15 protein-coding genes are annotated in these 20,802 nt (G+C 64.1%); 3 read left to right on the forward strand and 12 right to left on the reverse strand.

Annotation, left to right across the window (positions count from 1 at the left end):
• Position 1 precedes the first annotated feature (1 nt).
• From HAHE_RS18230 to HAHE_RS18285, 12 genes are all read right to left on the reverse strand, one after another.
• Positions 2 to 616 carry a hypothetical protein gene (locus HAHE_RS18230; RefSeq protein WP_338686452.1) on the reverse strand — a complete coding sequence of 205 codons (615 nt, stop codon included), beginning with the start codon at positions 614 to 616 and terminating at the stop codon, positions 2 to 4.
• Complete coding sequence (locus HAHE_RS18235; protein ID WP_338686454.1) at positions 613 to 3,249, reverse strand: hypothetical protein; 2,637 nt, start codon at positions 3,247 to 3,249, stop codon at positions 613 to 615. The genes HAHE_RS18230 and HAHE_RS18235 overlap by 4 nt, the downstream gene beginning before the upstream one ends.
• 111 nt (positions 3,250 to 3,360) lie before the next feature.
• Positions 3,361 to 3,981: an MBL fold metallo-hydrolase gene (locus HAHE_RS18240; RefSeq protein ID WP_338686456.1), complete on the reverse strand. Its 621-nt coding sequence runs from the start codon at positions 3,979 to 3,981 to the stop codon at positions 3,361 to 3,363.
• A gap of 72 nt (positions 3,982 to 4,053) precedes the next feature.
• Complete coding sequence (locus HAHE_RS18245; RefSeq protein ID WP_338686458.1) at positions 4,054 to 5,124, reverse strand: hypothetical protein; 1,071 nt, start codon at positions 5,122 to 5,124, stop codon at positions 4,054 to 4,056.
• Positions 5,121 to 9,164: a DUF11 domain-containing protein gene (locus tag HAHE_RS18250; protein WP_338686459.1), complete on the reverse strand. Its 4,044-nt coding sequence runs from the start codon at positions 9,162 to 9,164 to the stop codon at positions 5,121 to 5,123. Before HAHE_RS18250 ends, HAHE_RS18245 begins: the two co-directional genes overlap by 4 nt.
• Complete coding sequence (locus HAHE_RS18255; RefSeq protein WP_338686462.1) at positions 9,164 to 9,463, reverse strand: DUF6916 family protein; 300 nt, start codon at positions 9,461 to 9,463, stop codon at positions 9,164 to 9,166. The genes HAHE_RS18250 and HAHE_RS18255 overlap by 1 nt, the downstream gene beginning before the upstream one ends.
• A 6-nt stretch (positions 9,464 to 9,469) precedes the next feature.
• Positions 9,470 to 9,865, reverse strand: a complete 396-nt coding sequence (locus HAHE_RS18260) for a hypothetical protein (RefSeq protein ID WP_338686464.1) — start codon at positions 9,863 to 9,865, stop codon at positions 9,470 to 9,472.
• 4 nt (positions 9,866 to 9,869) lie between these two features.
• A complete protein-coding gene (locus tag HAHE_RS18265) occupies positions 9,870 to 10,370 on the reverse strand; it encodes a GNAT family N-acetyltransferase (RefSeq protein ID WP_338686466.1) in 501 nt (166 codons plus the stop codon).
• Entirely contained in the window at positions 10,370 to 10,894 is a 525-nt protein-coding gene (locus tag HAHE_RS18270; RefSeq protein WP_338686468.1) for a phage tail protein, read from the reverse strand. Before HAHE_RS18270 ends, HAHE_RS18265 begins: the two co-directional genes overlap by 1 nt.
• Positions 10,895 to 10,897: 3 nt before the next feature.
• Positions 10,898 to 11,416, reverse strand: coding sequence for a phage tail protein (locus HAHE_RS18275; RefSeq protein WP_338686470.1), 519 nt, complete (start codon positions 11,414 to 11,416; stop codon positions 10,898 to 10,900).
• Between the two features lie 4 nt (positions 11,417 to 11,420).
• The gene (locus HAHE_RS18280; RefSeq protein WP_338686472.1) at positions 11,421 to 11,924 is read right to left on the reverse strand and encodes a phage tail protein; all 504 of its coding nucleotides are present in this window, start codon (positions 11,922 to 11,924) and stop codon (positions 11,421 to 11,423) included.
• Positions 11,925 to 11,929: 5 nt separating this feature from the next.
• The gene (locus HAHE_RS18285) at positions 11,930 to 14,713 is read right to left on the reverse strand and encodes a beta strand repeat-containing protein (protein ID WP_338686473.1); all 2,784 of its coding nucleotides are present in this window, start codon (positions 14,711 to 14,713) and stop codon (positions 11,930 to 11,932) included.
• A 333-nt stretch (positions 14,714 to 15,046) separates the two neighbouring features.
• Between HAHE_RS18285 and HAHE_RS18290 the strand changes: the two genes are divergently transcribed.
• The 3 genes from HAHE_RS18290 (at position 15,047) to HAHE_RS18300 (ending at position 20,758) form a co-directional block, all read left to right on the forward strand.
• Positions 15,047 to 18,766 (forward strand): DEAD/DEAH box helicase, encoded by a 3,720-nt coding sequence (locus HAHE_RS18290; RefSeq protein WP_338686474.1) that lies wholly within the window; start codon positions 15,047 to 15,049, stop codon positions 18,764 to 18,766.
• Between the two features lie 71 nt (positions 18,767 to 18,837).
• Positions 18,838 to 19,065, forward strand: coding sequence for a hypothetical protein (locus HAHE_RS18295; RefSeq protein ID WP_338686476.1), 228 nt, complete (start codon positions 18,838 to 18,840; stop codon positions 19,063 to 19,065).
• 49 nt (positions 19,066 to 19,114) lie between these two features.
• Entirely contained in the window at positions 19,115 to 20,758 is a 1,644-nt protein-coding gene (locus HAHE_RS18300; RefSeq protein WP_338686477.1) for a c-type cytochrome domain-containing protein, read from the forward strand.
• The last annotated feature ends 44 nt before the right edge of the window (positions 20,759 to 20,802 follow it).

Here is a 20,802-nt window from a genome sequence, read left to right on the forward strand (position 1 = left end):
ATCAGCGGACGAGCTTCTCGGCTCCGCGGTTGTAGGCCTTCAGGGCGTCACGGAATTCTCCGGGAAGGCCCTTGCCGGCGGTGCCGGCTCCTTTGGGAACCCTACGCTCCTCGACCTTGCCCTCGGCGGAACCGGCGATGCCCTCGTTGGCTGCGTCGGAGTCTCCAGTCATGCCTTCACCGCCTTGGTCGCCGGGCTTGTCACCCGGCTTCTGGCCGCCGGGCTGCTTGCCCATCATGCGCTCCATCATCTCCATCATTGCGCCACCCGGGCTCGACGGGTTACCTCCGCTGCACTGCTTCTGGCGCTCCTTGGCGGCCTCGTAGATTTTCTCGATGACATCGGTTTCCGCCGCGATCGTTTCGCCGCCGGTGTCGTGCTCGTAGAGGAGTTCGCTGGCATCATCCATGGCATCCTCGACCGCGCGGAACATCTCGATGACTTTCGGGTGGGTCTGTTCGATCGTCAGCTGCTGAACGTCGGCGGCCAGTTCGTCCTGCTCGTCGGACAGGTCGCGTGCTCCTTCCTGATGACGTCCGATCTTCTCGGCCAGTTCGGGATTGTCCTCGGCGAAGGCCAAGGTCGGGAGCAATACGAGGGGCAGTAGATACTTCATGGTGTGTTCTCCAGTTCGAAGGAGCGTTTCAGGGTTTCCAAGGCCCGGGTGCGGGCGCGCAAGTCCTGTTCCTGCTGCACGAGCTTCATCACCCGCAGCATGAACTCGAAATCTTCATCCTCACCGCCGCCTCCTCCGCCGCCACCACCGCCGCCGCCTCCGTCGTCGGAAGCGCCTTCGAGCTTCTTGGCCCACTCGCGGAGTTTCTCGGCCCAACCCGCAGCGCCTTTGGCGGCGATGAACGAGTGGTTGTTGCTCAGCCGGGTGCGGACGTCCTCCATGCCCAACTCGATCTGGGAGTCGACCATTTCGCGGAGAATGTCTCCGTACTCGGCCTTGTCGGTCCGGGTGAAGAAGTGCCCGAGATCCTCAAGGATCCAGCGCACGTCGGAAGTGGTGTCGGATTGTTGCGCGACGACATCGTCGAGAATGCCGATCGCCGCCGGGTCCATCTGCTCGCGGCGGAGTCCGAAGCTCTCGGAACCCTCGAGTGATGCCGAAGCGACCGCATCCTCATCCGAGGCCGCCTTCTTGAGCCGGCTGACGAAGGTGCTCGCTTCGAAGCGCTGGTTCGCGTCGTTCGCCTTGTCGATGGTCTCCTGCATCTTCTCGAGGACTTTTTTCTGATCCTCGACCGCCTTCTTGAGGTCCTCCTGTGACTTTTGCTCGGTGTTCTTCTGGTCGCCCGCCTCGCCGAGTTTGCCTTCAACCTCTGGCATATCCTGCTCGCCGAGTTCCTTCATCGATTGCATCGACTCGGCCATCTTGCGCATCGTCTCCTTGTCGATGCTGCCATTGCGTGCGCTGTCCTTCAGGAGTTCCTCCATCTGATCGGCCAGCTCTTTCATTTTCTCCGCCTGCTGGCGCTCGGCTTCCTCCTGCTTCTGGAGGCGCTCGCGATTCTTTTCATCCTGGAGTTCCTCGCCGTCGAGCCGCTCGAGGCGCTGGTTTTCTTCGAAGAGGCTGCGCTCGCGCCGGGCAAGGTCCTCAAGCTCGCTGATGGCCCGGTCGAACCGGTTCTTCAGCATCTGGGCGTGCTCTTCCTCGCTAAGGATATAGACAATGATCGGCTGCGAGTAGATCCGCCCGCGATCCGGCAGGTAGTCCTCGGCGTAGGCACGAAGGAACAGCTTCTGGGGGCCGATGTTGTAGGCCTTGGGTGAAAACGAAGCTGGCGTGGAACTCCGCATCAGATCGGGTGCGCCCTTCTCCAGGATGAGGTCACCCGTCGAAACCTTTCCGGCACCCGCCTGGGTCGGCTCGCCATACCATTCGAGCCCGTATTCGCGGATGCCGAAGTCGTCGCTGGCGGTGACTTCGAAGTCGATCGTTTCCACCGCGAGGATCGCGTGTTGGGCGGCGATGCCTTCCATGTAGCAGACCGGTGCCTCGTCGGGCATCGCCTCGATGCGCACCTTGAAGCCCTCCGCCCCGGCGAGTCCTAGCGAGTCGGTCCAGTGCATCGGTACCTCGATCGATTCCTTGCCGATCTCGATCTCGTTGGTCGTGGCCCGCTGGTTCCGGACCAGCATGGCAGATGGCTCACTGGCCTCGGCCTCGCCGTCTTCGACCAATGCCCCGGGTTCCAGGGGTGCCCGGTCCGGGAAGCCCAGCGGACCGTAGGTGGCTTGGCTGAGCGCACGGCTGGTCTCGACGGTCAGTTGGACCGTGGAGCCTTGGACGGCATTGACCACGCCGGTTGCGAGGTCGACCGACTCAGGATCGAGCTGGAGATACTCGGGATAGCGGATCTCGGCGACCGTCCGCTCCTGCGTCGGACGCAGCGATGGCAGCACCCGGATGGAATGCCTTGCGTCTCCGATTTCCACCCGGACATCGCCGGGCTCTTGCTGGCCGGGAAACTCAAACCGGTAAAGGCGGCCATCGAGCTGGGACGTGACCGGATCCTGCCGTGCGTAGCGGGCCCGGCCGTCAAGCGGCTGCCACTCGGAGTTTTCCGAAAGGTAGAGATCGATGGCGAATGCCTCGCCGACCGGAACCGGTAGCTCGCTGGGCACACCGTCGATCAAGGTGAAGGTGTAGCGCGGAGTCGAGGACAGGGGGAAAAGCCAGCGCTTGAGCGAATTCAGACCGGCCTGCGGCACGATCGTCAGCGCGGCGCCGGCGAGAAGGAAGAGCCCGACCACCGCCAGCGACCAGCGGCGGTGACGCGACACCGGAAGCGAGTCGTCGAGCTTGCGGCGGGCGGCTTCCGCAGCGACCGCCTCCATGGCAGCTGCACGTAGGCGGGGCGAGAGGCTGTCGGCGTCTTCGTTCTGCCCTTGGAGTTCGACGACCCCCAGAAGCCGGTCGCCAAGGCCGGGGTGCTTTCGGGCGATGAGCCGGGCCAGCTGGTTCTCGCGGCGATGCCGCCAGACCCAACGGTGCAGCCAGATCGGCGCGAAAATCGCCGCCAGCGACGTGCCGCCGACAAGAATCGCGAGCCGGACGATGCCCGGTGTGGTCCAGACCCGGTCGAGGGCGAACACAACGAGATAAGAGAGCAGGAGCCCAAAAATGCCGGCGAAAACCGCCTCGGCGATCTTCGTCCGCCACAGCTGACGGCGGAATTCGTCGAGCTGGTTCCGGAGTGATTCCGGCAGCGGAGTCTGGGATGGGGCGTCCTTGGGCATGGAATATGAACGTCGTTCGCTATGGATCCTTTGCGAAAGTCCCAGAGGGAGTCGGGCTTTTCCAGCGGAAATCTTTGATAAAGGCAGCGCCGTCGGGGTGGGGCTTTGCTTTCAGAAAGCGCGGCAAATGGGATTTGTTGCAGCTTCCGTGCCGGAAGTCGTCTCGGGTCCGTGACCCGGCAAAACCCGCGTGTCCGGCGGCAGGGTGTAGATCTTCTCCCGGATCCCGGCACAAAGAAGGTCCATGTCGCCACCCGGAAGGTCGGGGCGCCCTGTCGATCCTGCGAAGAGCGTGTCGCCAGCGAACACCACCCCTGCCTCCGGTTGATGCAGGATCACGCTGTCGGGAGAGTGTCCCGGCAGATGGGCGAGCCGGAACTCAAGTCCTTCAATTTCAAGGGTATCCCGTCCTTTGAGCGTGTGATCGACGGAGTAGGCGTCGACGTCGAAGGGCATGCCCCATTCCCGGACCACTTCCTCCAGCGTCAGTGAGCGGTCGAATGGGGACCATGCGTAGACCGGCACTCCCATCGCCGAAATCGCTGCCGCGGTCATCACATGGTCGAAGTGCTGGTGGGTGAGGATCAGGGCGGTTGGCCGGATCCCCGATTGTTCCAGCCACTGGTCCGCCTCCATCGGGGCGTCGATCATCACCCAGCCGCCTTGTGGCGTGGGCGCCAGATAGGAATTGGTAAGCAGGTAGCCGCCCTCGAAGCGCTGGATTTCCGTCACGGCGGCATCAAGCCGCAGCTCCGCCGGGCTGTCAAACCGCCGCAGGCGGCCGGTCGGGCAAACGGCCGGCGTTCAAAAAGTGAATCCCACGCCGAACCCGGCGCTCCAACCCGAGAGGTCGATCTTGAACGTCGTCGGTCCCGCGGAGCCGTCGAGCGACTCGTTCCAGTCGTAGCGGAAGAATGCCTCGATGCTCCACTGGTCGGTGAAGCGGTATCGGCCGCTGGTCTTCAGGTAGGCGCCGAGAAGGAAGTCATCGCCGCTCGAACGCGCTCCGTAGGTCGAGAGGGCGACCGTGGCAGGATCGATCAGGCGGGCGGACCAGCCGGCGTCCCACTCGGCGTAGTTGAGCACGAGGCCCGCGCCGAAGCCGATGTAGCAGCGGTCGGTCGGAAGCCAGTGCGCCTCGCCGCCAAGGGCGAGGCTGTAGAGGTCGGTGGAGCTGTCGAATGCGTAGCTGCCGCCCCCGCCGGCTGGAGTTAGTACGGTGGTTCTAGTAGTTGGTTGGTTGCCGATGAGAGGTCCGGGGCCGGCGAAGGTTCCCATGTAGCCGGCCAAGGGCGGGATCACGCCGTTCAACGCGTAGCTGTCGACCGTCGAAGCGTCGGAAAGGGCCATCGGGCTCGCGGTTCGGCCGTCGAGACTGACAAAGGAGAAATTCGCGGTGGGTCCGATCAGGAGATCGGCCCGTATGGGTTGCAGGTAGCTGACCTCGATGTAGGGGGCCGCTTCGGCGTCGGCATCGTCCGATCCCGGACCTGGAGCCGAGAGTCCAAGTCCACCGCTTGCCGTGTAGGTCAGATTGCCTCCGCCGACCTGTGACGCATTCTGATATCCCCAGAAGGTCGTCAGTCCGGTGCCGGGTGTGGCCGCGCCTTGGTTGACGTAGCCGTCGTCATAGGTGCGATCGGCGTTCGCGTTGGCGGGGCCAGCCGCCGGGTCGGGGACGAACAGATTGCCTGCGAAGCGGCCGTTGGCGAGGTCCGGGCTGACCGAAAGATCGCCGATGTTGCGCCACATCACGCCGGTGCCGATGCGCCAAGGGCTGATCTCGGCGGGCGGTTCGATCGGGCTCTTCGGGGAGGCTGGACCCGCAAAGGCGGGAGTCGCCGGAAGGAGGGCAAATAGGAGGCGTGCAGTCACTCGGAGGACGGTGTTGGAGGGGTGATCAGGACGAAGCGGTAGAACCGGCTGCCCACCGTGGACGGGTGGCTTACGGTCTTCGGTGGCCCGTTGTCGATCCACTGGAGGCGGTTGGCGACTGCGGTCACGGCCGGCACGACGCGGACCCATGTGGTCATGTCGGCGCTGTACTCGACCGCGTAAGTCGAGCCCGGCGTGCTGACGATCTCGATCAACTGGTCGCCATTCGGGAGGCGTTCGTTGCGTGCCACAGCGAGGCCGGCGGGGGCCGCAGTCGGATCAGGCTCGGGGATGGGAAGCAGTTCGATCTCGTACTGCGGAGTGAATCCGGGGTCGAGAGACGCCCGGAAGAACTCGATGCTGAGCGTCACGCTGTCCGACGCCGCGAGGGGCTGATTGTGGAGAACGAAGGGCAGCTCGCTTGGCGGAGTGCCGAAAGTCCGCGAGCCGGTCGCATTGTGGACCTCCACATCCGCCGGAAGGTTCTTCACGTAGAGCCGGAAGGCGGGGATGGCTTCGCTGTTGTTGTTGGTCACCGTGACTTCGCTGACGAATAGCCCGCTCTGCAGGTTGACGGTGGGCGCGACGGTGATTCCGGTGCCGGTATCCGCCGCGCTGATGATCGAAGTGGCAGCGGAAGCAGAGTCGTTTGAAGTCTCGGACTGTGACTCCGTAATGGAGCTCACCACAGCGGTGAGCGGGATGACGTCGGTGCCGCTCGACGCGCCGGACCCTGCTTGGGCGGTGATGATCAGGGACGCGCTGCCTGCCGCGGGAAGGTCCCCGATCGTCCAAGTGCCTCCGGCAACCGTGCCGGACGCGGTGTCGAAGTTGGTGAAGCTGACGTCTGCCGGGAGGACGCCTGGCAGTGAAATCGCGACACCGCTGGCGTCGCTCGGGCCGTTGTTGGTCACCAGAACCCGGAAGGTTTCAAGAGCGTCCCCACCGGCGACCAAAGGATCCTGTAGAACCTCGATGGAGGGCACGATGTCGACTTCGCGGACGACCGAGGTCGCCACCGTCGCCGACTCGTCGCCGGTGTTGATCTGCGGCTGGTCAAGGGACTGGGCGGTGAGGGTCGACGAGACGGCGTCGACGGCGGCGGTTGCTGCGGCATCGACTCCGTAGTCGACCTCGAGCGTGACGCTGGCGCCAATGGCGAGGGTCGGGATGGTCCACTGCGCCGCGCCGGGGCCTTGATCGGTCACGGTGCCGCTTTCGGGTGTGATGCCGGAGGCGCTGATTCCCGTCGTCTCCGTGAAGCTCAGGCTCAGCACGATGTTGGTCGCCTCGATCGGCCCGTTGTTGGTGACCGTGAACTCGTGGGTGAGATTCGGAAGGGGAACGTTCCCGGCGGTGACGGGGTCGACCGATTCCGCAGCGGTTACGACGAGGTCGAGACCCGCAAGAATCGTGATGACCTGTTGGCAGCTGCCCTCGTTGCCGCTGGCGTCGGTGCCGCGCCAGGTACGGGTGAGGATGGAATCGACGCCATTCGGAGCGGGTGCCGTGGCATCGCTGAAGGTGACGACCGGATTGGGATCGCACGTGTCCGTGGCCGTTGCGAAGCCGGTATCAGCCGGGGTGGTGGGCTCGGTGCTGAGGACCGAGACATCCGGAGGACACACGACCACCGGATCGGTGGTGTCCTGAACCGTGATCGTCTGGGTGCAATTGCTTGAGTTGCCCGAGGCGTCGGTGGCCGTCCACGTACGAGTGATGGTGAAATTGTAGGCGTTCGATCCGGCCGTGATGTTGTCGCTGAAGGTGATCGCCGGGTCCGGGTCGCAGGCATCGGTCGCGGTGGCGGTTCCCGTGTTGGACGGGTCTTCGGACTCGTCGCACTCGATCATGGTGTCCGCCGGGCAGGTGATCACCGGTGCGGTGGTGTCCTGGACGGTGATCGTCTGGTCGCAACTGCTGGCATTGCCCGTGGCGTCGGTGGCGGTCCAGGTGCGGGTGATGGTGAAGTTGTAGGCGTTCGAGCCGGCCGTGATGTTGTCGCTGAAGGTGATCGTCGGATTCGGATCACAGCCATCGATGGCGGTGGCGGATCCGGTATTCGCGGGAGCTTCGGATTCGTCGCACTCGATGGTGGTGTCCGCAGGGCAGGTGATGGCCGGCGCGGTGGTGTCCTGAACGGTGATCGTCTGGTCGCAACTGCTGGCATTGCCCGTGGCGTCGGTGGCGGTCCACGTGCGGGTGATGGTGAAGTTGTAGGCGTTGGAGCCGGCCGTGATGTTGTCGCTGAAGGTGATGGCCGGGTTCGGATCGCAGTTGTCGGTCGCGGTGGCGGATCCCGTATTCGACGGGTCCTCGGAATCATCGCACTCGATGGTGATACCCGCCGGGCAGGTGATCACCGGTGCGGTGGTGTCCTGAACGGTGATGGTTTGCTGGCAAGAGCTCTGGTTCCCGGACGCATCCATGGCGGTCCACGTCCGGACGATCGTGAAGTTGTCGGCGTTGGATCCGGGAATGGTGGAGTCGGCGAACCCGAGCACGGGATTCGGATCAAGATCGTCGATGGCGGTCGCGAATCCGGTGGCAGACGGGTCGGTGGGCTGATCGCACTCGACGGTGATGCCGGGCGGGCAGGTGATGGCCGGCGGGGTGTTGTCGACGACGCTCAGCGTGTCGGTGGCTGTGCCGCTGTTGCCTCGTGACGAGGTCAAATCGCCACTGGTATTGACGAGATCACCGAGGGCCATGGCGGTCACATCGACCGTCACGGTGCAACTGGCTCCGGCGGCGACGCTTCCGCCGGTGTAAGAGATCACGCCGGTTCCCGATGTCGCGGTCAGGGTGCCGCCGGTGCAGGTGGTCGACGCGTTGGCGGGAGTGGCGACCGTCATCCCGGCTGGGAGATTGTCGGTGAAATCGATGGCGGTCGCGTCGAGCGGACTCAGAGAGTTGTCGATGGTGAACGTCAGGGTCGAGGTTCCGCCGAAAGCGATGCTGGCGGGCGAGAACTCCTTCGAGAAAAGGGGAGGCGGAGCGACGGTCAGCGTGTCGCTGGCGGGGCCGCTGTTGCCGATCGAGCTGGTCAGGTCGCCGCTGGTGTTGAGGTAGCTGCCGGGGGTTGAGGAGGTCACGTCTACGGTGACGGTGCAGGAGGTGCCGGCGGGGACGGTCCCTCCTGTGTAGGAGACGGTGCCCGTCTCCGATACCGCAGTCAGGGTTCCGCCGACGCAGGTCGTCGAGGCATTGGCCGGGGTTGCGATCACGACGCCTGACGGAAGGTTGTCCGTGAAGTCGACCGAGGTCGCGGCCACCGGATTGGCGGTGTTGTCGATGGTGAAGGTGAGCGTGGAAATCCCGTCTTCGCCGATGACATCGGGCGCGAAGTTTTTGGCGAAGCCGGGGGGAGTGAGGATTTCGACATCGAAGGTCGAAAGGGTCGGTACCGCGACGGCGGCCAGTGATGGCTCCATCCCTGAGAGCGGCTGGTCGAATACCTGGTTGCCCACCAGCGAAATCGTGTAGGTGCCGTTGTCCGAAGGGTCCCAGCTTCCTCCAGGTGGTGTCAGGGTATAGCTGCCGGACAGGAGGGCGGCGTCGGGGCCCGAGGCGGTGCCGCTGGTCACGGGGACGGGACCGTTGGGGCCGGTGACGACCACGTCGTTGGCGTCGATCGAGTCGGCGTCGACCACGGTGAAAACGCCGTCGTCCCGATAATCAATCCGGAAGCTGTAGACGGTGGCGCCGGCGGACGTGACCGACGGTGTGGACCCGCCGAAGACCGTCGGTGGAGTATTTACGAAGCCGTCGACAATGGTCGCATCGGTTGCTCCCGGTTCGGCCGGGTCGTCGGTCACGGTGTTGCTCTGGCCCGTGGCGGCAATCGTTGCCTGCTGGGAGATCTCGAAGGTGCCGTCGGCATTGATGCCGGTGGGTGTGCCGTTGACGGTCGTGGTGTAAACGATCTGGACCTGCTTGCCGGCGGGCAGCGACGGGATCGTGACGTCGAGGTTGCCCTGGGCGTGGAGCGGTCCTGCGAAGAGCGCGAGGATCGGGAGAACGGTGCGGGGGAGAAACATCAGTTGAAAATGGCCTGGAGGGTGGTGTGCCCGTCGTCGCCGGCGATCGGAACGAGGAAGATGCTGACCGGCTCGGCAAGCGAGGGGTGCCGGATCTCGTAGATGCCCTGCGGGAGTTGCGGGGCGTCGACTTGCAGGAGGAATGAAAACGGCGGGCGATCCGCCTCGGGATTGTGCGACGGCAGTGGGGTGAGTTCGTTGAGGGTGGCAGTGAATTCCGCGTCCGCGCTCCGCAACTCGACCTGCTGGCTGGCAAGCGGCTCGAAGGTTTCGCGAGTGATCGGGGGGTGCACGGTCATTTCGGATCAGGCGATCTGGAGCGGCGTGCCGTGAAGGCGGGCGAAGTCGCGCGGCAGGAGTAGCCGGACGATGTAGTCGGTACCGGAGTGGCGGAAATAGAGTGCATCGCCATCCGCACGGATTTCGGTGTCGGGCAAGGCGGCCTGCCTTCGGGATGGGTCGAGAAAGGCGTCGAAGTCGTCGATCGATGCCGCGGCCCGGACCGTGCGGCCCTTTCCTTCGGTAACGTCCTCGATGATCACCTGCGGGAAGAGCCCGGTCAGCGAGTGGAGGGTGCGGCGCTCTTGTGTGGCGAGAACGAAGCGTGCGGTCGCATGGAAGCCGGCTCCGGCGAGCAGGGTTCCAACTCCGGTGGCGAATATGTTGCGGCCGAAGCGGCGGCGGTTGAGTGGGTCGGACATGGACTCAGGCGGGGCTGGGGATGGGGGCGCGTTCGAGCAGGAGGTAAACGCCATGCTCGTCGATCTTGCGGAAGCCGAGACGCTGGTAGAGGGACTGGGCGGGGTTGTTTTGCTCAACGTGGATGCGCACGCACTTGCCGCGGCTGCCGGCGAGGTCGAGCACGTCCCGCATGACCGAACCGCCGATGCCTTGGCCGCGGTGTTCCGGCAGCAGGGAGATGTCGATCACCCGGATCTCGTCTTCCCGTTCTTCCAGATAGAGGCGCCCGACGTCTTTTTCCTGTTCGGCGAGGATGGTGAATCCGTCGTTGTTGAAGTGTTTGCTGTAGTGATCGCTCTGCGCCTCGAACTGCTGGTCGAGGAAGGCGTCGATCCGCTCTTGCGGCCAGCCGGTCACCGCGAGTTCGTCCTGGCGCGTGCTGTGGTAGAGCAGACGCAGGAATTCCCGGTCGGCCGGCGTGACCGGACGGGAGGCGAGTTCGGGGTGGCTGAAGCGGAACTCCATCAACTGCGTGAGGGATAGATGCCGGTGAGGGCGATGATGTAATTCACCACGATGAAAGGCTGCAGGTTGTTGTGCGCCTGGCCACCGCCGGTGGCTTGGAGGTCGGCTTGCTTGGCGAGGGAAGTCGGCGGACCGAGGTAGGTCTTCGATCGTTGCGGTCTTCCCGGCGTTCGGTTCTCCGGCTGCGGCGAACCTTCCTCATCGGCCCGGGCGCTGGAGATCCGGTAGCCATGGTTGTGGGTGGGCATCTGGGCCCCGGTGAGCGTGACCGTCGATTGCCCCGTTTGTTGGCCGAGGGCGCGCGGGGTGAGACCCGGCCCGTTGCCGGGATGCATCGGCGCCCGTCCCTGGAGGTTCGGCAGCGCGCAGGTGGTCCGTCCGTCGCCACCGTAGGTCGTTCCGATCAGCGAGAAGAGCGCGGTGTTCTGGGAGATCGGCAGCAGCTGGCCGTCGCAGAGGGCCCAGCCTCGCGGGGCGAAGTTTCCGGCGAAGATCTTGATTTCGGCAATGAAGGGTTCGGACATGGCTCAGGTGCGGCTGGGGTAGATGCCGACGAGGGCAATGATGAAGTTCACGCAGAGGGAGGGCATCAGGTTGTCGTGCGACTGGCTGCCCCCTGTGTTGGTGACGGCGGCGGAGTTCAGCGATGTGTCCGGGGCGTCGTCGATGTAGAGATCATGACCCGGTCGTGCCGGGACCGCGCCGACCGGCACCGTGGTCTCGGCGTTATCCGGACAGTGGACGGCCCCGCCGTGGGTGTGGGACGGGAGCTGATTGACGGTGAGGGTGACGCTTTGTGCGCCGCCCTTGCTTCCGATGTTGCGGTTGGTCAGCCCGGGGCCGGAACCGTAGTGAACCGGCAGCCGACCGCGAAGATCGGGAAGACCGAAGGTCGTCCTGCCATCACCGCCGTAGATCGTTCCGAGCAGCGAGAAAAGCGCGTCGTTCTGTGAGATCGAGAGCAGCTGCCCGTCGCAGAGGGCGTAGCCGCGCGGCGCGAAGTTGCCCGCGAACATCTTGATTTCTCCAACGTAGGGCTCGGACATGGGATCAGTTGCGTGAGGGGAAGAGGCCCTGCAGCGCGATGCAGAAGTTGATCGCGATATAGGGCTGCATGTTGTTGTGGGCCTGACCTCCGCCCACGGTGGTGAGGGTCCCTGCGGCGGGGGCGACGGTGGTCGTGGGCGCGTGATAGATCGGATCCGACGACTTCGCGAAAAGGACGCCCGAGTCCGGCTGGCCGGTCGATGCCGGGGAAGTCGAAGCCATCAGCTCGTGGGTGTGCGCGGGCATCTCGGTGGCGTTGAGAGTGTGGACTTCCTCGCCACCCTTCTGGCCGAGGGTGAATCCGGCTCCTTCGTGAACGGGCACGCGGCCGCGGAGGTCGGGCAGGGCGAAGGTGGTTCTACCATCCCCGCCGTACGTCGTGCCGAGCAGCGAGTAGAGCGACTGGTTCTGGTTGATCGGCAGGATCTGCCCGTCGCACTGGGCGAAGCCGCGAGGTGGGAAGTTGAATCCGACGACCCGGATTTCTGCGAGAAATGGTTCGGACATGGAGATCAGGGGGTTGGAAGGAGGGGGCGCGGGCAGGGCGGGGCGGAGAAAATGAGACTGGTGCCCGGCGGTCCGGGTGCGGTGGTCTGGATGGCCGCGCCGCCGTTCTCGCTCGAGAGGTTGGGCGAAGGACCGGCCGGATCGGCTTGCGTAACCGAGGCGATCGGCCCCAGCGCGGTCCCGAGGTTGATGTCGATCGTGTCGGTCACTGCCAGCAACGGATTGTCGATATTGGCGCAAAGCGTCGTGAAGTCCCGGAGCCGGAGACCGATGGTGTCCGGGCCGGTGCTGCTGATGTCGTTGTTGATGAGGGTCAGATTGGTCGTTGCCCCCGGTCCGGGGAGGTCCTGGTCGGAGAAAAGGCGGAAGCCCTCCTCGTCGGTCCCGCTGATGGTGCAGTCGGCGACCTCGAGGGTCAGTGTGCCGCCGTTGTCGCGCGTCCTCGCGTAGATCCCCCGCAGCAGGTTCGAGGCGGATCCGGCGCTCGGGCTGAGGTTGTTGTTCGAGACCAGGACCTGCCACAGGCCTCCGCTGTCCTTCCGCACGGCGATTCCGTCTCCGAGGAGGAAGGGAACCGGCTGGGTGGCGGTGATCGTGTTGCCGGAAATCGACGCGTTGACGTTTTGCGTAGCACCCAGAGCCCCGTCGAGACTGATGCCCTCGCCGGTGATGTCGCTCAGCACGTTTCCGGTAATAAAAGCGGTCAGCGCTCCCGTGCCGGAAGCCGTCGCCGAGATCCCTCCGCCCCCGAGCGAGTCGTCAATGCCACCGCCGTTGGTGCTGGTGCATCCGGTGATCGAGAGCTGGCAGGGGGAAAAGCTGTCGTGCTCGAACCGGACCGCCTGGCCTTCGAGTTGGTCGAAGGTCACGCCGTTGACCGCGAGATTCACCGCAGCGCCCGCGTTGGCTTCGACGTGGATGCCGAACAGGCCGAAGGTCGGGTTGCCGGCGGTGAAGCTCGACGAGCCGTTCACCGTGGCGATGAGGCTGTCCGACTCATTGTGGATCACCAAGCCGCTGGAGACGATGCCGCTGACCGAGATGTTCTGGATGTCGAGTGTGCCGGTCACCGAGGAGGTGCCGCTGCCGTCGGTGTTGTCGAAGTCGATCGCGTGGAGCCCCGGAGCCGGAATGGTTCCGATGTTGGAATAATTTCCGTGGCGGAAGGACAGGTTCGAACAGGCGTTACGGCCGTGGACCGCGCTGCCACCGGTGTTCTGGATATTGAGCTGCGCGACCGACAGTCCGCCGGCGGCTGACAGGACGATGCCGTCGTTGACGGTGTTGGCGAGCGTGCCGCCGGATCCGTTCGCCGAGTTGCTGCCGTCGCCGGTGATCGAAAACGTCCCGGTGGTAGTGTCGAGATCGATGCCGCGGTCGGCGCCATCCACACTCACGCGGTCGAGAGCGAGCCCGAGGGCGGAGTTGTCGATGTCGACCGCGACCGCGTCGGCGGTGGAAAGTGTGCCGCTCGTCGAAGCGATACTTGTGCAGTTGCTGGCGAAGATTCCGACGGCTCCGGCGTTGGTCTGCGGAGCGGTCGTCGACAGGTCGAGATCCGCCAGCGCCACCGGTGCGGTGCAGTTGGTCAGCCTCATACCGTTGTTGAGGAAATTCGCGATGCTTGTGCCGGTGGACACCGTGAGGCCGCTGCCCGCCACCGAACTGAGCGAGATGCCGGTGCCGCAATCGACCGAGTCGAGGCGGGTGATCCCGGTGGTGGCGTTGAGCGTTCCGTTGCTCAGATCGAGGATCCCGCCGGTGCCGCTCGTGCTGAAGTCCGAGAGCGTCAGGGTTCCGAATGAAGAGCCGGAGATCGCGTTGGTGGCGGGCGGGATGTTGCCTACGGAGAGCCCGCGCACCGTATTGTTGGTGGCCAACAGGATGGCATTCGATGCGCCGGTGATGACCGGCGGGGCGCCGGGGGCGGGGAGGCCGGTCGAATAGGTGGCGAGTGCGAAGCCGAGGTTGCCGCTGCTGAGAGCGACGCCTTGGCCGAGGAGCACCTGAGAGGCTCGCAAAGAGAATGGCCCCAGGGTGGCGCCGCTGCCTGAGAAAACGTAGATCGCATGACCGTCTCCCGGATTGCCCGCAGCTCCGTTGTTCCGAGCGGCGAAGGCGGCAGCCGAGTTGAACGGGTTGGCCGCGGTGCCTGCCGTGGCGTCGTCCGGGGTGGCGTCGAGATCGTTCACGAACCAAACAGGCGAGCCGACATTCAGCGTGACGACACCCGGGCTCAGTCCGACGAGGTTCTGGGCGTCGCGGACCTTGTAAGTGAAACTGTCGGTGCCGGTGAATCCCGTCGGGGGAGTGTAGGTGAAAGAGCCGTCGGGCGCGACCGCGACCGTGCCGCCCTGCGTGCTCGAACTGTCGAAGCTTTCGACAGCGAGCCCCGGACTCACGCCGCCGTCGGGATCGAGGTCATTCACCAGCACACCGACGCCAGCCGGCACGCTGATGCCGATGTTGCCCGTCACCGCGTAGGTTTCATCGATGCCGATCGGCCCGACCATCACCGCGCCGAGCGTGGCATTCCCGTCGATCGTGTCGGTCACCCGGACATTGTTGGCATCCGAGCCGGAATTGTTCAGCCGGATGTCGTAGTCGATATCCTCTCCCGGGCTGGCGACGCCGTTGCTGTTGGTGTCGTCGAGATCCGCGGTTTGGGTGCCCGACACCGCAGGGCCTTGGGCGAAGACTGTGACTGGCAGGATCAGTATCGCGAAGCGGGCGACAACGGATGCATTCAGACGGGGCCGTGGGATCGGAGAAAACTGGGGAGAGGGCATGCCGGAAGGAGGGAGGAGAGCGTCGCCAATCGCTGGGGGATGATGCTCAGAACAGCTGATGTCTAACCAAGCGACCATCGGTCTGGCTGGCCATGCTAAACTGCGTATTTTTGCCCATCTGCATCATCGATCGGGACAGCGCGGGCAGGCCCTCGGCAGGTCTTGATCTTCTCCGCCGGTGCAAGTTCTCCGTCGAACCACGCAGCGATTCAGGTTTTTGTTGCCGGATCGAAAAGGGGAGATCTATCCTTCCGGCCCGCTTCCGCTCCGGGTGGCGGTGGTTCCCTCCCTACGGTTCCTCCGTCCGGACGCAGGCGGATTTTTGACACCATCATGAATCCTGATCGAGCGACGCTCAATTTTCTGAACAGTTTCCCCGAGGAGGCACGCCGCAAAGGCGAGACGCTCCAGCAGGAGGGGGCCGTCACGCAGATTTTCGGAAACCATCTCTTCATCCAGGGTCGCGTCGAGGATGAGTCGGGCACCCACCGGACCAGTCTCCGCCTTCAGGGCAACCGCTGGTTCGGGTCGTGCACCGCCGAGGACGAGATCGTCTCGGGCGCTTGCCAGTACGCGACGATGATGGAGCGGATGCACCGGGGCGAGGACCTGCCGGAGTCCCCCAACGAGTTCGACGACACGCCGATTCTGGACGTCATCGAGGACAAGCTCGGCCGCGAGCTTGACGACAAGGAGGCGGACTTCGTTTCGAAGGTCGAGAAGCGCTACCGCCGCTATGTGATCGAGGGCGAGATCCACGATCACGACATGGTGCGCCTTACGCCTCGGTGGGAGATCACCACCTATGAGCCGCTCGAACTGTGGCCGATGCCGCCCGGCGACATTATTGAGTTCTGGAACTACCTCGCCTACGCTTTCTACAAGAAGAAGCTCCCTTACCCGGAGTTCATGAACGTCATCACCGATCTGAGCTACGTTCAGAAGAAGATGGCGGACTGGGAGCAGGAGCGCGAGGTCGCGGCCTGGTATGACCGCATCGAGCAGGTCAACGAGCGCCCGCCGCTCGGTCCGCCGGTCGAGGTGAAGTTCCGCCTGGTGGCGACCATCAACGAAGCCCGCCTCGAGTTGAGCGAGGGAGACACTCCGTGGATCCAGCTTCGCGAGAAGAATGAGATCGAGCGTTTGCTGCCGTTGTTCGGTGAGGCGGCGCTGCGCATGGATGCGCCGAGCCAGGTGCTCTGGGAACACTTCCTTGCCTACTATCGCGAGCACGGAGACACGACCTTCGACTTCGATCAGGAGGAAGCGTGCCGCTTCATGAACCGCCTGTTCCGCCAGCCGGCGCTGAAGGGGTATCTGGTCAATCTCGACGAACGCGAGTTCAAGGTCGTCGACCGTCCGCTGAGTTGGGTCTGTGAGGATGATCCGTACGACCCGGGCAGCTACGCGCTGCAACTCGTCACTTCCGAAGGCGAGAACGTGTCGCACTCGGTCCGGATGCTTCCCGGCCGCAAGGAACTTTACCAATCGGACGAAACCGTCTTCCCGGGTCCGCCGCGCTGGCTCGAGGAGACGGAAGTGATGCCGCGCTATCTGATCCCCAAGCGGGTGATCGATTCGCTCGAAGGCGTCGAGTTCCTCCGCAAGATCGGCGCGAGCCTGCCGGAGTCGCTGAAGAAGCGGGTCGTCGATCTCGAGCTCAAGCCGCGCTTCGAGCTGAAGCTGGTGGCAGGCCTGACCGCCGCCGAAACCGAGCACCTGGTGGTCGAGGTCTCAGCGATTGAAGCGAAGGACCGCCGCACCGAGAAGCTTACCAAAGAGGGCTGGGAGGTCGTTGACCAGAAGGCCCTCAAGGGCAAACAGCTGCTCCGCTTCGCCCGCGAGGCGCTCTATCCCGTCCCGACGCTGCTCGAGGAAATGGGCCTCACCTACGACGAGAAACTCGGTGCGTTCAAATCGCGGATCACCAAGCAGTTCCCCGAGAAGTTCGCGGAGTGGATCGACGCGATGCCGAAGGACCTCGATCTCGATATCGACGTCCGCCTGAAGTCGATCCTCGCCGACCCGGTGACCGCCGCCGTCCGCTTCGAGGTGATCAACCAGGACATCGATTGGTTCGACCTCCGCATCGTGATCGACGTCGAGGGCGTCAACCTTTCCAAGGCCCAGATCCGCCAACTCGTTGCCGCGCGCGGCGGGTATGTCCGAATGGAAGATGGCTCGTGGATGCGCCTCGAGATCAAACTCGATCCCGAACAGCGCGACGCGGTCACGCGGCTCGGTCTCGATCCGTTCGACCTTTCCGGAGAGACCCACCGCATGCACGCCTTGCAGCTCGCTGATCCGAAGGCGGCCGAGGTTTTCGATCCGAAGGCCTGGAAGCGGATCAAGGACCGCGCCGGCGACATTACCATCGAGGTCACGCCTCCGGTGCCCGAGCGCCTCAACGCGACGCTGCGTCCTTATCAGGTCGAGGGCTATCAGTTCCTCGCCTACCTCGCGACCAACCGCTTCGGCGGCATCCTCGCGGACGACATGGGTCTCGGTAAGACGATCCAGTCGCTCACCTACATCCTCTGGCTGCTCGACGAGCGCGAGAAGAACAAGGAGAGCCACCGCCCGGCGCTCATCGTGTGTCCGAAATCGGTCCTCGATGTCTGGGCCAGCGAGGCGGTGAAGTTCGCCCCGGGAGTTCGCGCCAAGATCCTCCGCAACCGCGACGATCTCGACGTCAAGGACACCCAGGAGAACATCGACATGCTGATCCTCAACTACGCCCAGCTGCGGGTGTGCGGGGATCTGCTCAACGAGATCAAGTGGCTCACCGTCATTCTCGACGAGGGCCAGCAGATCAAGAACCCGGATTCGAAGGCGGCGAAGTGCGCCCGCGAGCTGGATTCGGAGAACCGTCTGGTGCTGACCGGAACGCCGATCGAGAACCGCCTGCTCGACATGTGGTCACTGATGGCCTTCGCGATGCCGGGCGTGCTTGGCAGCCGTGCCTACTTCAAGAAGCGCTTCGACAAGCGCAAGGATCCGCTCTCGCAGAACCGCCTTGCGGCTCGTCTGCGGCCGTTCCTCCTGCGTCGGACGAAACTGCAGGTCGCCCAGGACCTTCCGCCGCGGACCGAGGAAGAGGTCTACGCGACCATGGACGGTATTCAGCAGGACCTCTACAAGGCCGAGCTGAAGCGAATCCAGAAGGCGCTCCTCGGACTCGACTCCGACGAAGCGGTGAAGAAGAACTCGTTCGCGATTCTCCAGGGTCTCATGAGGCTCCGGCAGATCTGCTGCCACCCGGGCCTGATCGATCCGAAGTATCTCAAGGAAGAGAGCGCCAAGATGGAGTCGCTCTTCTACCTCCTCGACCAGCTCTACGAGGAAGGCCACAAGGTGCTCGTCTTCTCGCAGTTCGTTTCGATGCTCGACCTGATCAAGGCGCGTCTTGAACTCGAGGCCCGTCCGTTCCACTACCTCACCGGACAGACCAAGGACCGGAAGGGCGAGATCGAGAGCTTCCAGACGACCAAGGACGCGTCGGTCTTCATGCTGTCGCTCAAAGCAGGTGGTGCCGGCCTGAACCTGACCTCGGCTTCCTACGTGATCCTCTACGATCCGTGGTGGAACCCGGCGGTCGAGAACCAGGCGATCGACCGGACCCACCGGATCGGCCAGAAGAACAAGGTCATTGCCTACCGCCTGCTCACCCGCGACACGGTGGAAGAGAAGATCCGGATCCTGCAGCACCAGAAGACCCAGCTCGTCACCAACGTGCTCGGCGACGAAGGCTTCGCTTCCAACCTCGGTCTCGAAGACCTCCAGTTCATCCTCAACCACGGTGGCGAGGACGACGACGAGTTCTTCGGTCAGGCCAAGAAGGGCGGACGCAAGGCGCCGAAACGCAGTGCCGAGGAGGTTATCGCGGCAGAAAAGGCTGCCGAGAAGGCGGAGGCCGCCGAAGCCAAGAAGCTGCCGAAGAAACTTCCGAAGAAGCTGCCCAAGAAGATCGCAAAGGAGGAGCCCGCCGCCAAGAAGGCTGCGAAGAAGGCTGCCAAGAAAGTGGCCAAGAAAGCCGCGAAGTCTCGGAAGTAGTTGAAATGGCGCTAGTTCCCCGGTTGCAGGCCGATGATTGATCCCGCCTGCAATTGGGGTATTCTATGCTCGTGAAAAAGCCGCTCGCCTTCTTCTTTGCCGCCCTGTCCGGGTTTTACCTGCTGACCTTGGGGATCGCTCCGGACCCGCTGCCGTTCCTCGACGAGGCCACGGCGCTTCTCATTCTAGCGAAGTCCTTGGGCGTGCTGGGGGTCGATCTGGGACGCTTTCTCCCGTTTTTCGGAAAAAAGATGCCGAAAGAGCAGGGAAAAAAGGAAGGTCCGGTCGTGGATATCTGACCGAATGCTACGAAATATTGGATTTTCCGTAGCGTAGTTTCCCGCGCTGATGTCTGAAGAATCCGTATCCGAGTCTCCTGAGAAGGCCGCCGCCCCCGTTGAAGAACCGCCGAAGGGCGGATCCAAGGCCGGCGCCGTTTTCTTTACCATTGTCGGCCTTGCCACCATTGCCGGGCTGATCGCGATGCCGTTGATCGCCGGTGAACCGGCGGAGGGCGCCCTTTCCCAGTGGCAGAGGTTCCTCGGGCGGTTCCATCCGCTCGTCCTGCACCTGCCGATCGGCATGCTGGTGCTGGTCCTCGCTCTCGAGTTCGGGAAGCTGTTCCGTAAGGACAAGGGAGCCTCGACCATCGTGCCGGCGTTCTTCACCGCCGCTTCCTCGGTGGTGGCCGTGATCTTCGGTTTCCTTCTTTGGCAGAGCAACCCGGGCGACTACCCGGAGGAACTCGTCAATGACCACCTGTGGTGGGGCACCGGCTTCGCCGCGATGATGGTGGCCGCCTTCGTGATCAAGGGCTGGGTGGATGTCGCCGGCGGTGCCGGTAACTGGCTTTACTTCGTGACGCTGCTGGGCAGCGGAGTGGTGATGGGTGTGGCCAGCCACGACGGTGGCTCGATCACCCATGGCAAGTCTTACCTGACCGACGAGGCCCCGAACGAGGTCCGCGAGCTCTACAACAAAGTGGTTCCGGAAGAGGAGCAGTTGGAGATGCTGCCGGAAGAGGGTGGTGAGGGTGCCGGCGGTGGAGCGGTCGATCCGGGCATCCCGGTCGAGGAGCAGATCGTCTACACGCACCTCGTCCAGCCGATCTTCGATCAGAAGTGCGTGTCCTGTCACGGCGCCGAGAAGCAGAAGGGCAAGTTCCGCATGGACACCTACGAGCTGCTCGTGAAGGGCGGCAAGGAAGGTGAGGGGATCGAGCCGGGCAATGCCGAGGACAGCAGTATCATGTTCCGCGTCCACCTGCCGGAGGACGATGACGAGCACATGCCGCCGGAAGGCAAGAAGCAGCTCGAGGCTCACGAGATCGAGATCATCGAGTGGTGGATCGACTCCGGCGCTTCGCCCGACGTGAAGGTGGTCGATGCCGAGATGCCGGAGCCGATCAAGCTGGCCACCGAGAAGCTGGTTCCGCCGGAAGTTCTTGCCGCCCAGGCGAAGGCCGCCGAGGCCGCTGCCGCTGCTGAGGCCGCCGAACGCGCGAAGCTCGCGGAGGTCGTCGAGAAGGTCCGTGAGGAATTCCCTTCGGCACTGAACTTCGAGTCGCAGGAATCCAGCGACCTGACCTTCACCGCGGTCAGCATGCGCAAGAACTTCACCGACGAGCACCTCGCCAAACTGCAGCCGGTCGTCGGCTCGCTGGTGTCGCTCGACCTTTCGGGAACCACCGTCACCGACGAAGGCCTGAGGTCGCTCGCCGGTGCCGAGAAGCTGCGGATGCTCCGGCTTTCCGAGACCGGTGTGACCGATGCGGGCCTCGATGCGGTCGCCGGTATGGTCGAGCTCGAGTCATTGAATCTCTACGGCACGGCGGTCACCAAGGACGGCGTGATGAAGATTTCCGAGTTGCCGAAGCTCCGGAAGCTCTACCTCTGGCAGACCCAAGTGGACGCAGCCGGTGCGGACGAGATCCGCAAGAAGATGCCCGAGTGCGAGATCGTGCTCGGAATCGAGATCGGCGGCGGCGAGTAAGCTTCCGGGATTCCTTTCACGGCGACCCCCTGACCGGGGTCGCC

The organism is Haloferula helveola, from assembly GCF_037076345.1.
GTDB classification, from domain to species: Bacteria; Verrucomicrobiota; Verrucomicrobiia; order Verrucomicrobiales; family Akkermansiaceae; genus Haloferula; species Haloferula helveola.